A 15179-nucleotide genomic window follows, 5' to 3' on the forward strand; every position below is an offset into this window, starting at 1 on the left:
GGAGGATGTAAATGAAAGCGTTAATGGTAGATTATATGTCAGACGTAATTGACAAAGGACTTGAAGAAAGAGGTATTGAACTTGATAAGGTTATGCTTCCAACTTCAGAAAAATTAGCAGAAATTATTGAACCTTATGATTTCCTATTCATGAGAGTTGACCCATTCATCAACAAGGAAGTTCTTGATGCTGCTAAAAACTTAAAGGCAATTTTTGTTGGTTCAACAGGAACTAACCACATTGACCTTGAATATGCAAAGGAAAAAAATATTCCAGTTAAAAACTCACCAGGACAAAACGCAAACGCAGTTGCTGAACTTGTTTTTGCTAAAATGTTAGACCTTTACAGAAACTCTGTACAAGCTCAAAACGAAGTTAAGGGTGGAATCTGGAACAAATATAGATGGATTGGTAGAGAACTTAGAAACAAGACTCTAGGAATTTGTGGTTTTGGTGCAATCGGAAGAAGAGTTGCTGAAATCGCTAATGTATTCCACATGGACGTTCTTGCTTATGACCCATTCCTAAAACCAGAAGACATTAAAGTTGATTATGTTAAACTAGTTGATTTCGACGAAATCGTAGCTAACTCTGACATTATCACTCTTCACATGCCACTAACTCCAGACACTAAGGATCTTTTCTCAGCAAAAGAATTCGAAAAAATGAAAGACGGAGCTTGCATCATCAATGCTGCACGTGGTGGAATTGTTAACGAAGAAGACCTATACGACTACATCAAGAATGGCAAACTAGGTGGAGCAAACTTAGATACACTTTCTAACGAACTTGGCTCTGGCGGACTTGACACTCAAGATGTTCCAGTAGAAAACAAATTATTCGAACTTGACAGACTTTATGTTACTCCACACATTGGTGGTTCAACAATTGATGCTCAAGACGATATCGGAAATGTAATCCTAGGAAACTTTGACGAACTTTTCGGAAAATAAGAATAAATAAAATTTAAATTTTAAAGACTGCTTGCTTAGGTGAGCAGTCTTTTTTTCTTGTAGGAAAATATGACTTGTTGACAGGGAAAAAAATATGATAAAGTTTACTTAATAGAATTGATAAAGAGGAAAAATTATAAAAAAGGAGACAGCATGAAGGACTACTATTCAATGATAATTTTATTTCTTGTCTTCACTGGGATTATCTTTATTTATAATCTCTATGTAAAAAAGAAAAATGAAAAAATTTTAAGACAGGAAATAAGGGAGAACTTTGGAAAAATTCATAGTAAAATCTTCAAGGGAAAAATTAATGGGATACATAAGAGACTTGGAGGAAATGTCAGCGAAATTACTGCCAATGACTTAAACCTTGATGAAGTCTTGGCCAAGATGAACCACACTATGTCCAAGATGGGCCTGGAATTTTTTTATTATAGGCTTAGGGACCTCATCTTAGACAAGGATGAACTTACAAGACTTCAAGAGAAGAGAAGACTTTATGAAGGTAAGGAAGAAGATCTTGAAGACTTTCAGTTTCATTTAGGAAAGCTTGGATACTTCAAGGAAGATATCCTTGAACTTATTGAAGAAGAAATTGAGATCCAAAGAGAACTTGAAGTTTTGGCGAAAGTTTTTTCTTTAACGGCACTTTACATCTTGATACTATTTATAAGTTTAAGAGCCCAGGCCATTTTATTTATTTTTGCCCTCTTGGCAGTTAACACCTTTATCTACAAGAAGTTTAACGAGATGGCTCTAGGAAGGCTTGAAGCTTTAGTTAGATTAAAGGGCCTTTTATATGTGGCAGAAGGACTTATTAAAAATAAAAATCAAGTCTTCACAGAAGAAATTAATGAAATAGAAAATATTTTAAGAGATCTTGCTCCCTTAAAGAAGAGCCTGAGGTCTTTCGGATTCTTGACAGGTAACATGGAGTTGGACTTTGCAGAAACTTATAGGAATGTTTTGTTTTTATCAGAAGCCAGAAGCTTCTCAAAGTCACAAAAATATTTTAAGAAGTACAGGGAAGAAATCTTTAGACTCTATTACCTCTTGGGAAAAATTGACTGCGAGATTGGAATTATATCCCTAGCAAAGGCCTACAAGACAGGAGAAGCAAGTTTTGGAGATAAAATTCTTGGAAAGGACCTCTACAATCCCTTGATAAAAAGTCCTGTTCCCAATGACCTTGACTTGAATAAGTCCATTATCCTGACTGGGTCCAATGCGTCGGGCAAGTCGACTTATCTAAGGACTATTGGCATTAATTCAATTTTTGCCCTTAGCTTTGGAATGTTTTTTGGAGAAGAATTTGAAATAAAACCAATGAAAATTACTTCAGCCATAGATATTAGTGACTCAATAATGAAAAACCTCTCCTACTTCATGGCAGAGTCCAGGGCCATTGGTGACATGATAGACGACGAGAGTGAAAAAATAATTTTGCTAGACGAAATTTTTAGGGGAACTAATACCATTGATAGGATTGCATCGGCTACTGCAACTTTAAAATATTTGGCAAAAAATAATCACGTGGTTGCAGCAACTCACGACATAGAGCTTACAATGCTTTTAAAGGATCATTTTGCAAATAAACACTTTGAAGAAAAAATAGAAGATGGGGACATTAAGTTCGACTACCTCTTAAAGGATGGACCAGCCACTAGCAGGAACGCCATTGCAATCTTAGACAATTTAAATTATCCAAGAGAAATAATCAAAGAAGCAAAAAATCTTTCAAGAGAGTTAGAAGAAAAATAAATTTTAAGATCATACTTAGGTAGATTTATACCTAAGTATTTTTTTATGCTTTAATACTTTATTTTTATCCTTTATACTAGTAATAAGCGAGAAAATGTTTTTATGGATTGTGAGGAAAAGATGAGAATTTATTTTACTAGACATGGGGAGACTGAGTGGAACAAGCTGGGGATTATCCAGGGACAATTAGACTCGGCACTAACTTCTGAAGGAATGGATATGGGAAGACGCTTGGGCGAGATGTCTAAGGACCTTAATTTTGATAGGGTTTATTCATCTGATCTTGGCCGTGCCTATGACACTGCAAGGTTAATTTGCCCTGACAGGGAAATTATTAAGACCCCTCTTCTTCGTGAAATTGACGTTGGGTCTTGGTCAGGTAAAAATATCAAGGATGTAAAAGTAGAAGATGAGATCCTTTACAAAAAATATTTTGAAGATCCAAAAAACTATAAGAGACCTGACGGAGAAAGCATTCACGACCTAAGGGAAAGAGTGGAAAAGTTTTTTGAGAAAGCAGTTTATCCCAATGAAGATGAAAACATCCTTATCGTTACTCACGGTGTGACCATTGTGGCAATCTATTCTCTCATGGAGGGGATTCCTATTGAGGACTTTTGGTCTAATAGGGTGAGGCGAAATGGCGAATTTAATATAGCAGATTATGAAGATGGGACCTTTAAAATTATTAAGAAGGCGCCAAAGAATCCAGTGGACTCAATTTGAGGTGATAATATGACTACTTATGATTTAATTATAATTGGGGCAGGGGCAGCTGGCCTTAGCTCAGCGATTTATGCAGGCAGGGCCCTATTAAAGACTCTTGTAATTGAAAAATTTTCTTTTGGTGGCAGGGTTAACGACACTCCAAAGATTATAAATTATCCTGGCTTTAAAGAAATTGCAGGCAGGGACCTTATTAATGAATTTAGGAAGCAGGCAGAGAGTTTTCCAACTAATGAATTTGCCTATGGAACTGTCAAAAAAATTGAAAAAATAGAAGATGGCTTTAAGCTAACTACCATGAGGAGAAAAGAATTTACTGCCAAGGCAGTTATTATTGCAACAGGAACCTACGCCAAGATGTTAAACGTCCCTGGTGAAACTGAATTTGCAGGACGTGGAGTTTCTTATTGCTCCACTTGTGATGCAGATTATTTTAAGGACAAGGACATACATATACTAGGTTCAGGGGACTTGGCCCTTGAAGAGGCAGATTACCTCTCCAACTTTGCCAATTCCATTAACATGATAATTATCCACGAGGAAGGAAAGTTTGATGGCAATCAGCTGGAAGTTGAGAGGATAATGAAGAACCCAAAAATTTCCTACACTTGGCATTCAAAACTTGAGGGCATAAATGGGGGCGAAAGGGTAAATAGCCTTGACATCTTGGACTTAGATGATAAGACTAAAACCAGAGTAACCTCTGATGGGATTTTCATCTTTGCAGGCATGAGTCCCAACTCTAACTTTGTAAAGGACCTTGTGGATCTTGATGATTTTGGATTTATAAAAACTGATGAGATGATGAGGACTTCTGTTGAGGGAATTTTTGCTGCAGGTGACATTAGGAACAAGGCCCTTAGGCAAATTGTAACTGCAGCTAATGATGGTGCAGTAGCAACAGTTTATGCAGAGAAGTACATTAGGAAGAGGGGTGTCAAATGAGAGTCTATCCAAGGGGAACAGTGTTATACAACAGAGAAAAGGCCTACAATGGAATAAATTTAATTTCAACTGCCAAGGACGGGGCCCTTTTGACAAAAATGGATGGGACAGAGTTAAAAAGATATTCTGTTAACCCCATGCCAGCCAAGATGCTGCCAAACAAAAACATTATGAGTATATCTTCCTTTAGGTCATCGGACTTTGGTGTCAGTGATGGTATTGATCTGCTTGAGTTTGATAAGGATGGGAAGATTGTCTTTGACTTTGACAAGTTTAAGTTTACTGAAGATAGGGGCTACAGGCCTAAGTGGATGGCAAGGGCCCACTCAGATTTTCAAAGAGAGGGCAATTCTGTTGGCTACTATTATCCAGACCAAAAAATTGTAGAAAATGGGAAGACCCTCCTTCTAGTCCATGATGCTATTGTTGACACAAGGATATCTGACAAGGCTCTTCTAGATGATGTGATATTAGAAGTAGATGGAGAGGGGAATATCCTTTGGAAGTTCTCCTTTAGTGAGCACTTCGACCAGTTGGGATTTTCTGAAGAAGCCAAGAACGTAATTTACAGAAATCCAAACCTCAGGATAACAGAGAGACCTCTTGGCAACTATCTCGATGTAACTTCAATTTCTACAATTGGAGAAAACAAGTGGTATGACCAAGGAGACCCACGCTTTCATCCTGATAATATTTTATTTACTGCCAGGGCAGCAAATATTATTGGGATAATCGACAAGAAGAGGTCGCGAATTTGCTACAAGCTGGGACCAAACTTCTCCGACTTTAAAAAAGTTGACCCAGTTGTTGGTTCTGCCTTTGCCAGTATTGTCCCAAGGGGCCTGCCAGGTGAAGGCAACCTCTTGATTTTTGACAACGGGGGAAGATGTGGTTATGGTTCGCCAACTCTTACATCTCCATCCGGCCTACTTCCTTTCGTGAGAAATTATTCTAGGATTCTTGAAATAAATCCAGTTACCCTTGCAGTGAATTGGTCGGTGGATCCAAGAGACTTTGGATTTTCTATACCAATGAATGGCTACAAGTTCTATTCCCCTTATGGTGGCAACCTCCAAAGACTGCCCAATGGCAACACCCTAATAACACTAGCAACAGAAGGTCTTGTAATAGAAGTTACACCATCAAAAGAAATTGTTTGGCAATGGACTTGTCCTTATAGGACAACGACAGAAAACCTCTTGAAGAACAACATGATTTACAGGGTTTACAGGTATCCTTATGATTACCTGGACATTGATGAAGAGGAAAATGAAATTCAAGAAATAGAGGATGCATCTTACTTTAAACTTCCTGGAGCAGGAGAATTTAAGTCAGTTGAAATCACAAATGTAAACAAGAGTGAACTATCAATTGACATTGACCCACTTTCTCAAGAGTCAGAGTCTGTAAGAGACCTTGTGGAAAATAAAAAGGTAATTAAGAGAAATGAATCTGTAATCAAATATATTGCAGCAAGTCATTTTGAAGATACAATAAGAGAAAACAAGATGGCAATATTAATTTATGGGGCAGAGAGGTGCTCTCACTGCGAGCCACTTATGGAAGTTATGGAAGTCCTCTTGGAAGAAGAGTTCAAGGAAGTTTCTTGCTTCTACATGGACCTTGACAAAAACAAGTCCTTTGCAGAAAAATATGAAATCTTTCAACTACCTAGGGTTTCCTTCTTTAAAGACGGAGAAAAAGTTTATGAATTCATGGGAGAAAAGTCCTATGATGAAATTGCCGGCTTAATAGAAGAGTATCTTTTAGAATTATATTGAGACACAAAAAAACTGGGATTAAGCTCCCAGTTTATTTTTATGATTTATTAAGTTAATTATAGATTAATTAGAAGTTTAATTAAGACTCTTCTGTGTGCCAAGACAAGTTAACGTATCCCTTCTTATTGACTTTGGAATTTATTAAAAACCTATTTTTTACCATCCTCAGCATATACTTGTCGTCCTTGTAGGAGTCGGAATATCCACAAGAATTTTCGTAGTCAATCTCAATTCCTTCTTGGGCCAAGAGGTCTTTAATGTTTTTAACTTTCATGTCCTTCTTGTTGTTGCCCCTAGTGAGCTTATAATCATCTCCAAGGTCAGTCCCAAGAATGTAGTCAAAGGGATAGAGGTCCTTGATATACTTTAGGTAGGGAGTGGCAGAAGCAGAGCAGAGAATTTTAATTGTGTCTTCATCGTGGGAATAAAATTCATCTTCAAATTCCACAAAGAAAAATTTGGGGAAGAGGTAGTCTGTTACAAAGTCCCTTAACTCATCTTCGGAAAAATATTTTATAATAGAAACCATTTGGTTTTTCATAATATCAAAATCAGATGCCAACTTAGACCTTATGTAGGCAGATCCAAGGCCTCCCATGGTCCTAAAAAAATTTATTTTTTTATTTTTAAATCCATACTTATAAAGCTCTACTATTGATTCACAATCAACTACAGTTTTGTCAAAATCATAGAGCGCAAGCTTTCTTTTCAAAATCTCACCTCAATAGAATTATATCAAATTGCCCTCATTATAAAAAGATTTATGATATACTAAAATCGTGATATTTATGGGAATTATTATACACGTTGACATAGACGCCTTCTACGCATCAGTAGAAGAGCTTGACGACAAATCTATAATAGGTAAACCTCTAGTCGTAGGTGGCAGGTCCAACCATGGAGTTGTAACTACGGCTAATTATGTTGCAAGAAAGTACGGAATCCACTCTGCCATGCCTATGTATATGGCGAGAAACCTCTGCGACCACTTGATAATAAAACCCATGAGAAGGGAAAGATACCTTGAGAAGTCAAGAGAAGTATTTGAAGTCCTAAGGACCTACACAGATAAAATCGAAAAAGTTTCCATTGATGAGTCCTATCTAGACATAAGCGGCCTGGGTTATGATGAAGATATTGTGTATGACTTGCAGAAAAAAGTTTATGAAAAGACTGGTCTAAGTGTGAGTTGTGGCTTGAGCTACAACAAATTCTTGGCTAAACTTGCCAGCGATTGGAATAAGCCAAAAGGAGTAAAAATTATTAGGCAGTCAGACATTCCTGAAATTTTATTTCCCCTAGACATAAGAAAGGTCCATGGAATTGGGAATAAGACAGAGAAGAGGCTGAGGAACATAGGGATAAATACTGTTGAAGACTTGTATTCATTAACTTATGATTTTTTGACAACTATGTTTAAGAAGAGTGGGGAAGAAATCTATAAGAGGATCAGGGGAATTGACGAGAGAGAAGTAACTCCCAACACTGTGAGGAAAAGTCTTGGGACAGAGTCCACCTTTGAAGTGACATCCAAGAGGGAAGAACTTATTTCTTACTTAAAAGACTTTTCCAAAGAAGTATCTGAAGACTTAATCGTAAAAGAGATTTCTGGCTACACCCTGACTCTCAAGATGAAGGACGAAAACTTCAAGGTCAAGACCAGGTCAAGAACCTATGAGAATGCCATCTATGAAGAAGATGATATCTTTAAGAAGTCTCTGGAAATTTTTGAAGAAGCCTATGAGGGCGACAAGCTTAGACTCATTGGCATAACAGTTTCAAACCTTGTGGATTTAAACATAAGACAACTTTCATTTTTTAATGGATAAAAATATCAATCTTTTTTCGAAATTTTATGCTAAAATATTGAAGAAATAAGATAAAGGAATTTAATTATGAGAAATTTTTGGGACTTAGACTATGGGGAAGTGGGTTTTAAATTCTACGGGACTTACCACTTTGCCTGCCTTCTTATTATTTTTGTATTTGGAATAGTTTTATATAAACCCTGGAGAGAAAGAAAAAACTTCAGAAGGTTTCTTGCCTTAACACCAATTAGCTTGGAGATGATTAGACTTGTTGGGGTCTTAATGAGTGGTCATTACGACTCTTCCTACTTGCCCTTCCACCTCTGCCTAATTGGATCCCAGTTCATGGCAGTAGACGCCTTTGTGGATAGGAAGTTTATCAAGGCTTGTCTCTATTATTTGTTTATGCCAGCGGCAATCTTGAGCCTACTTACTCCAGGCTGGGACATGGTAAATAAATACTCCTATGTGGCAATAATTTCTTGGATCATACATGGGATTAATGCTTTTTATCCAATCTATCTTGTACTTTCAAAGGAATACACTCCAAAGGTAAGAGATATAAGCTATCCAATAATTTTTATACTTGTGACTCTTCCAATAATAAAAACTTTAAACAAGAAACTTGATGCAAATTATTATTTTATAGAAGAGCCCTATGAGGGATCAGCCCTTGCAACTATTAATGATGTATTTCCAAATTATGTGGTGGGACTTTTTATAGTGACAGTCCTTGTAATGGTGATGACATTTTTTATCTACAAATTAATAATAAAAATTAGAAAAAAATAAGACGAGGATTTTAACCTCGTCTATTTTAGTTTTCGCTACCTAAAAAATAATAAGTTATGGCAACTAGAGAACCACCAATAATATTTCCAATAGTAACAGGTATTAAATTTTTTAGAATTAGCCCCATAGTAAATTCTGGATTTAACATTTTTGCTAGGGCAAAGCAAGTCATATTTGCCACGCTATGCTCAAAACCAAGGCTTACAAAAGCCAAGATACACCAGAAGATTAAAATCAACTTTGATGAATCAGATATGGGTCTAGAGCAAATTAAAACTGCAAGACACACTAGAATGTTACACATTATTCCCTTAAATAAAAGTGCAGTGAAGTCAAAACTTGACTTTGTTGTTGCTAGTTTTAAGAGGGCTTCGTTATATTCAGGGGAAACTCCTGTCATTTTAAATAAGAAAGAAATTAAAATTGATCCCAAAAGATTTCCTATGTAGGAAAAAACTAAAATCTTTAAAAGTGTGGAAGTTTCAATTTTTTTGTTTAATCTTCCAATACTTGTCACAAGGACATTACCTGTGAAAAGTTCGCCACCAGCAAAGATTACAAAGGAAAGGGCGAGGGAAAAGACAAAGCCATTTATAAATTTAACAGCTGGAATTTCAAGTCCTGAAAAGACACTTGCAGATAGGGTCATGATTAACATTCCCATTCCAATAAAAAATCCTGCAAGAACTGAAGCGACCATGTACTTAAAAAGAGAATTTTCAAGTAAATTTTTCTTAGTGTTTGTAGAATTTGTAAGTCCACCAATTATATCCTTATACATATCACACCTCTTTTTTTATTCCATTAAACATTATATCAAAAAGAGGTGACTTTTCAATTGGTGAAAGACTCTTTATGTGAAAATATATAAAAGTTTTCTTTATAATTTATATTTTATTTTGAATTTGCATCTAACTTATATTTATTAGCTTCTATTGCCACAATTATTACTTGAACAAGAGGCATCAATAGGTTAAAAAACAAAAATGGTAGATAGTGGACTGTGGAAACGCCAAGAACTGTAGACATATAAGTTCCACAAGTGTTCCAAGGAATCATGGCTGATGTAACAGTTCCACCTGATTCAAGAGTTGAAGAAAGAAGGGTTGGGTCAAGATTTCTTTCTTTGTACTCATTTTTAAACATCCTTCCAGGCACAACTATGGAGATGTATTGCTCGGGCATAGATGCGTTGGTAAAGACACAGGTTAAAATAGTAGAAATAACAAGCCCCACTATAGATTGAACCCTGTGGAGGAACTTCTTAACAATGGCTTCGAGTATTCCAGTCTCTTCTGCAATACCACCAAACATCATGGCAATAATAGTAAGAGAGATGGAAGACATCATGTTGTTTAGGCCACCAGTTGTCAAGAGTTGGTCCACTGCTTCAAGGCCAGTATTTGAAACATATCCATTAAGACCAGCTGATAAAATGTCGCCAAAATTAATGCCTTGGTAGATTGGTCCAAGGATAGCTGCAATAATAATTCCAAGGGCAATTCCAGGAACTGCTGGGAGTTTTTTTGCAATGGAAATAATTACTACAAGAGGTGCTAGCAAGAGGACGGGAGAAATTGTAAAAGTTTCCTTTAGTCCCTTGGCAATTATATTGACATTAGATAGGTCTGCAGATGCTCCTCTATATTTTGCAGATAAGAATCCAAAAATTAAAAGAGTTAAGCCATAGGCAATTAGAGTTGGCTTTGCCATAGACTTGATGTGAGTGAAGACATCTGTGCCAGCCATAGCTGGTGCAAGGTTTGTTGTATCTGATAAGGGACTCATCTTGTCACCAAAGTAGGCACCAGATAAAACTGCGCCTGCAGTGACAGGGGCAGGAATCCCAAGTCCGCTTGCTATACCCATAAGGGCAATCCCCATGGTACCAGCAGTTCCCCAACTTGTACCTGTTGCAAGGGAAGTGATTGAAGTAATTAAAACTGTGGCAACAAGAAAAATTGATGGCTTTAAAATCATAAGTCCATAGTAAATCATTGTTGGAACAACTCCAGCCAAGATCCAAATTCCAATTAGGACTCCAATTATGGCCAGGATTATTATGGACTGCATGGCCTGTGATATTCCCTTTATCATTGAGTTCTCAATGAACTTCCAAGTGTATCCAATCTTTAAGGCAACAAGCGAGGCAATTAGAACTCCAATTAGCATAGGAATGTGAGGGCTTTCTTCGTATTTTATTATGCTTATAAACATAATTATTGTAAGAGATGCGAAGGTAAAGAGGGCTTCAGCAAAGTTTGCCTTCCTAACTTCCTTTTCATATTTATTTATATTTTTCTGCTTCATTAGACACCCCATATATATCAAAAATTTAACATATTATAACATTAAAAAGACCTCATTAAAAGTTTTTATTAGCTTCTAAAGATGGTATACTATAAGAGAATGGGGGAAATTATGGAATTAAAAGATACAATTCGAGCAATTGAAGATTATCCAAAAGAGGGAGTTATCTTTAGGGACATAACAACTCTTTTAAAGGATAAAGATGCCTTCGAAAAATCAGTTGATGAAATGGCAGCAAAAATAGATGACGATGTTGATAAAATTATAGGGATTGAAGCTAGGGGCTTTATCTTTGGGGCAGCTCTTGCCTACAAGTTAAACAAGGGCTTTATTCCTGTGAGAAAGCCAGGAAAACTTCCATGGGATAAAATTAGCGAATCCTATGACCTTGAGTATGGAGAAGATTCTATTGAAATTCATAAGGATGCTCTTGAGACAGGAGAGAAAATTGTAATAGTAGATGACTTACTTGCAACTGGTGGTACATCAAAGGCTTGTCTAAAACTTGTCAGGAGCCTAGGGGGAGAAGTGTCTTCGCTAGTATTTTTAGCAGAGCTTGAGGGACTCAAGGGAAGAGATGAACTAAAGGACGAAAAAGTTCATTCAGTTATAAAATATTAAAAATTTGCAAAAAAATTTATAGGCTTACAAAAATTTTAATTAATAAAAATTTCTAGCCTAATAAAAATTTGAGATTTAATAAAAAATTATAAGCAAATAAAAATTTGTGAACTAATAAAAATTTCTGATTTATCAGAAAATTATGAACTAATAAAAACTTATAAGTAATTAAAAACTTATAAACTAACAAAATAATATAAGGCGTTAAAAAAACATCTGGGAGATAAATTCTTACAGATGTTTTTTCTTTGAAAAATATTTAATTTGAATTTCTTTTTGCAGCTGTGTCTTTAATATTATTTACACAAAGGGTGAGGGCTAGGAGGCCCTCAGTGTACTTTTCATCATAGACTGTGAGCCTATAGGTATCAGTCAAGGCAAAGAAAGTCTTTTCTATTTCTCCAATTAAGTCTTTGCCCTTATAAATTTCAAAATTCAAATCTGGGAACTGTCCTTCCAAACTCAGGGACTCGCCAGCATAGTCTATATGAATCCTCCTAACTAGAAAGCTAATTTTTGATTCTACCCTCATGAACTTGCCGTCAGAAAAATTAACATTAAACTTTTGGAGGAGGGAGAAGAGTTCTTTCTCAATTTTTAAAATCTCATTTCCATCTATATCAGAAATTTTCACATCATAGCCAATGAGTGTAAAATCTTGGTCTACATAATAAACTTCTCTTCCATCATCATCTAGGATGGGGTAGTGGTCTGTAATCTTAAAAAGATTTTCTTTAAAATAATAATTTTTCATGACTCCTCCTTGGACTAAAGATATATCTTAATTTGATTTTATAAGTTTATGAAGTTAATTACAACAAAAAATAAAACCCCACAGAAACCTGCGGGGTTTAGAAATATTTAGATATTAGTCGATATTAAGTGAATCAACAGCATTATCAATTAATTCATCCTTAACAAGGTAAGGAAGTGTAATGTGTCCGTATTCATTATCTTCGTTAAATTCTTTAGATACTTCGATTGCGTGATCGTTTCTAGCCCAGTTACGTCTAGCAACACCACTCATAACGTCCCAAGTAAGTGAAAGTTTGATAATTTCATCAACCATTTCAGATCCGTCAAGAACTAGACCGAATCCACCGTTAATTGATTTACCAATACCAACTCCACCACCATTGTGAAGAGCAACTAGTGACATACCTCTAGCACAGTTTCCTGCGAAACATTGAGTAGCCATGTCAGCCATTACATTAGAGCCGTCTTTTATGTTAGAAGTTTCTCTAAATGGAGAGTCTGTACCAGATACGTCGTGGTGGTCACGACCCATCATAACAGGACCGATTTTTCCTTCTCTAACAAGTTCGTTGAATTTAAGAGCGATGTCAACTCTACCCTTAGCGTCTTGGTAAAGTATTCTAGCTTGAGTTCCAACTACTAATTGGTTCTTATCAGCGTCTCTAATCCAGATATAGTTATCCATATCTTGATATCTTCTGTCTTTATCTATACATTCCATTGCAGCGTGGTCAGTTGCAATTAAGTCTTCGTGTTTACCACTTAGGCAAACCCATCTAAATGGTCCATATCCATAGTCAAATAGAAGTGGTCCCATGATGTCTTCTACATAAGAAGGCCAAATGAATCCGTCTTTGTCGTCTTTACCGTTCTTAGAAACTTCTTTAACTCCAGCATCGTAGATAGCTTTTAAGAAAGAGTTACCATAGTCGAAGAAGTAAGTTCCCTTAGAAGTAAGGTTCTTAATAACGTCAAAGTGTTGTCTAAGAGTCTTGTCAGCAAGTTCGTGGAATTTCTTTTTATCAGTTCTTAATAATTCAGTTCTTTCTTCGAAAGTAATTCCTACTGGACAGTATCCGCCATCGTAAACGTTGTGGCAAGATGTTTGGTCAGAAAGTAGGTCAATATGGATGTCATTTTCGTCCATATAGTGAAGAAGATCAACGATATTACCGTGGAAGGCAATAGAAAGAGCTTCTTTCTTTTCAAGAGCGTCTTGAGCAAGTTTAACAGCTTCTTCAGGAGTTTCAGCAAGTTTCTTAATCCAGCCTTGTTCAAGTCTAGTTTCGATTCTTGAAATATCAACTTCAGCTATGATAGAAACAGCACCAGCGATATCTCCAGCCTTACCTTGAGCACCAGACATTCCGCCAAGTCCAGATGAAACGAATAATTTACCAGCTAAGTTATCTTTTTCGCTAAGACCTAATTTTAATCTACCAGCGTTAAGGATTGTGTTGTAAGTTCCGTGAACAATACCTTGTGGTCCAATGTACATCCAACCACCAGCAGTCATTTGTCCGTAGTTAGCAACGCCCATTTCTTCTGCAATTTCCCAGTCTTCAAGGTTGTCATATTCACCAACCATAAGTCCGTTAGTGATTATAACTCTTGGAGAGTTCTTTCTTGATTTAAATAGTCCAAGTGGATGACCAGATTCCATTACAAGAGTTTCGTCATCGTGCATGATTTCAAGGTATTGTTTAATTAGGTTGTATTGCATCCAATCGTGACAAACTGAACCAGTTTCTCCATAAGTTACAAGTTCATATGGATATAAAGCAACATCAAAGTCTAAGTTGTTGTCAATCATTACTTGGAAAGCTTTACCAGCTAAACAATTTCCCTTGTATTCGTCAATTGGTTTACCGTAAATTCTTCCTTCTGGTCTGAATCTATATCCGTAGATTCTTCCTCTAGTAGTAAGTTCTTCTAAAAATTCAGGAATTAATTCTTCATGATATTCTTCTGGGATATATCTTAGAGCATTTCTAAGAGCAATTTTAGTTTGATCTTTTGAAAGTCTAAATCCTCTATCAGGAGCTCTTCTAATTCCTTGTTCAAAAGATTTTTTTTCTGGAAGGTTCTTAATTTCTACCTTCATAATCTTTTGAACTTCTGCGTTATGATTATTTATCACTTTTATCAACCTCCATTTAATAGACATTATAAATTAAAAATTTTAAAAAGTAAATACATAGGGAAATTAATTTCCTAAAATTTAAAAAATATCCTAAAAAAGCAATGGGTTTTCCTAAATTGCCTTGAAAACACACGTATCAAGGACGCCTTTCCTTAAAAAAGATGATTAATTTATCGTGATAAACCGAAGAAATGAATCGTTTGCAAAATTTATGTAAAACCATAGAAAGTGACTTGCTTAAAAGTTTCTTCTATAAAAATAATATAAAGCTTTAGATTATAAAAATATGAGCTTACAAATAATCCCTTTGTCAAAAATAAATATTATGTGAAAAATAATTATTAAATCATAAGAATTTATAGACTGGTAAAAAATTTTTGAGTCACAATTTATTGATAGCTTATAAAAGTTTCTGAAGTAATAAATAATTATAAACTTGTAAAAAAATATAAACTTATAAAAATTCATTGAGTCGAAAAAATTTATAAACTTGTAAAAAATTATAAATCGACAAAAAATTGGAATAACAAATTGAAGTGTGAATTTATAATAGTAGAAATAAAATTAAATTATTAAAAAT

At 35.6% G+C, this 15179-nt stretch carries 13 protein-coding genes; 8 read left to right on the forward strand and 5 right to left on the reverse strand.

Annotation, left to right across the window (positions count from 1 at the left end; translation table 11 throughout):
- Window positions 1–11 precede the first annotated feature (11 nt).
- From HMPREF3023_RS03240 to HMPREF3023_RS03260, 5 genes are all read left to right on the forward strand, one after another.
- Window positions 12–953, forward strand: coding sequence for a D-2-hydroxyacid dehydrogenase (locus HMPREF3023_RS03240; RefSeq protein ID WP_070700626.1), 942 nt, complete (start codon window positions 12–14; stop codon window positions 951–953).
- A gap of 153 nt (window positions 954–1106) precedes the next feature.
- Window positions 1107–2717 (forward strand): MutS-related protein, encoded by a 1611-nt coding sequence (locus HMPREF3023_RS03245; protein ID WP_070700629.1) that lies wholly within the window; start codon window positions 1107–1109, stop codon window positions 2715–2717.
- A gap of 120 nt (window positions 2718–2837) precedes the next feature.
- Window positions 2838–3443, forward strand: a complete 606-nt coding sequence (locus tag HMPREF3023_RS03250; protein WP_070700632.1) for a histidine phosphatase family protein — start codon at window positions 2838–2840, stop codon at window positions 3441–3443.
- A gap of 9 nt (window positions 3444–3452) precedes the next feature.
- On the forward strand, window positions 3453–4388 hold the full coding sequence (locus tag HMPREF3023_RS03255; protein ID WP_070700634.1) for an NAD(P)/FAD-dependent oxidoreductase: 936 nt from the start codon (window positions 3453–3455) through the stop codon (window positions 4386–4388).
- Window positions 4385–6169 carry a thioredoxin domain-containing protein gene (locus HMPREF3023_RS03260; protein WP_070700637.1) on the forward strand — a complete coding sequence of 595 codons (1785 nt, stop codon included), beginning with the start codon at window positions 4385–4387 and terminating at the stop codon, window positions 6167–6169. The genes HMPREF3023_RS03255 and HMPREF3023_RS03260 overlap by 4 nt, the downstream gene beginning before the upstream one ends.
- A gap of 79 nt (window positions 6170–6248) precedes the next feature.
- Here HMPREF3023_RS03260 and HMPREF3023_RS03265 read toward each other — a convergent pair whose 3' ends face one another.
- Window positions 6249–6881: an HAD family hydrolase gene (locus tag HMPREF3023_RS03265; protein ID WP_070700640.1), complete on the reverse strand. Its 633-nt coding sequence runs from the start codon at window positions 6879–6881 to the stop codon at window positions 6249–6251.
- Between the two features lie 76 nt (window positions 6882–6957).
- Between HMPREF3023_RS03265 and HMPREF3023_RS03270 the strand changes: the two genes are divergently transcribed.
- Together HMPREF3023_RS03270 and HMPREF3023_RS03275 are read left to right on the forward strand one after the other, a co-directional pair.
- Window positions 6958–7998 carry a DNA polymerase IV gene (locus tag HMPREF3023_RS03270; RefSeq protein WP_070700643.1) on the forward strand — a complete coding sequence of 347 codons (1041 nt, stop codon included), beginning with the start codon at window positions 6958–6960 and terminating at the stop codon, window positions 7996–7998.
- 66 nt (window positions 7999–8064) lie between these two features.
- Complete coding sequence (locus HMPREF3023_RS03275) at window positions 8065–8769, forward strand: YwaF family protein (RefSeq protein ID WP_070700646.1); 705 nt, start codon at window positions 8065–8067, stop codon at window positions 8767–8769.
- Window positions 8770–8794: 25 nt separating this feature from the next.
- Here HMPREF3023_RS03275 and HMPREF3023_RS03280 read toward each other — a convergent pair whose 3' ends face one another.
- Together HMPREF3023_RS03280 and nhaC are read right to left on the reverse strand one after the other, a co-directional pair.
- Window positions 8795–9550: a formate/nitrite transporter family protein gene (locus HMPREF3023_RS03280; protein WP_070700649.1), complete on the reverse strand. Its 756-nt coding sequence runs from the start codon at window positions 9548–9550 to the stop codon at window positions 8795–8797.
- Between the two features lie 113 nt (window positions 9551–9663).
- A complete protein-coding gene (nhaC, locus tag HMPREF3023_RS03285; RefSeq protein ID WP_070700652.1) occupies window positions 9664–11079 on the reverse strand; it encodes a Na+/H+ antiporter NhaC in 1416 nt (471 codons plus the stop codon).
- A 111-nt stretch (window positions 11080–11190) separates the two neighbouring features.
- Between nhaC and HMPREF3023_RS03290 the strand changes: the two genes are divergently transcribed.
- Window positions 11191–11700 carry an adenine phosphoribosyltransferase gene (locus tag HMPREF3023_RS03290; protein ID WP_070700655.1) on the forward strand — a complete coding sequence of 170 codons (510 nt, stop codon included), beginning with the start codon at window positions 11191–11193 and terminating at the stop codon, window positions 11698–11700.
- Between the two features lie 259 nt (window positions 11701–11959).
- On the opposite strand, the gene HMPREF3023_RS03295 is transcribed toward HMPREF3023_RS03290, so the two are convergent.
- Together HMPREF3023_RS03295 and HMPREF3023_RS03300 are read right to left on the reverse strand one after the other, a co-directional pair.
- On the reverse strand, window positions 11960–12454 hold the full coding sequence (locus tag HMPREF3023_RS03295) for an LURP-one-related/scramblase family protein (RefSeq protein ID WP_070700658.1): 495 nt from the start codon (window positions 12452–12454) through the stop codon (window positions 11960–11962).
- 114 nt (window positions 12455–12568) lie between these two features.
- Window positions 12569–14560, reverse strand: coding sequence for a urocanate hydratase (locus HMPREF3023_RS03300; protein ID WP_371327606.1), 1992 nt, complete (start codon window positions 14558–14560; stop codon window positions 12569–12571).
- Window positions 14561–15179 lie beyond the last annotated feature (619 nt).

Source organism: Peptoniphilus sp. HMSC075B08 (genome assembly GCF_001815405.1).
Lineage (GTDB): Bacteria > Bacillota > Clostridia > Tissierellales > Peptoniphilaceae > Peptoniphilus_A > Peptoniphilus_A harei.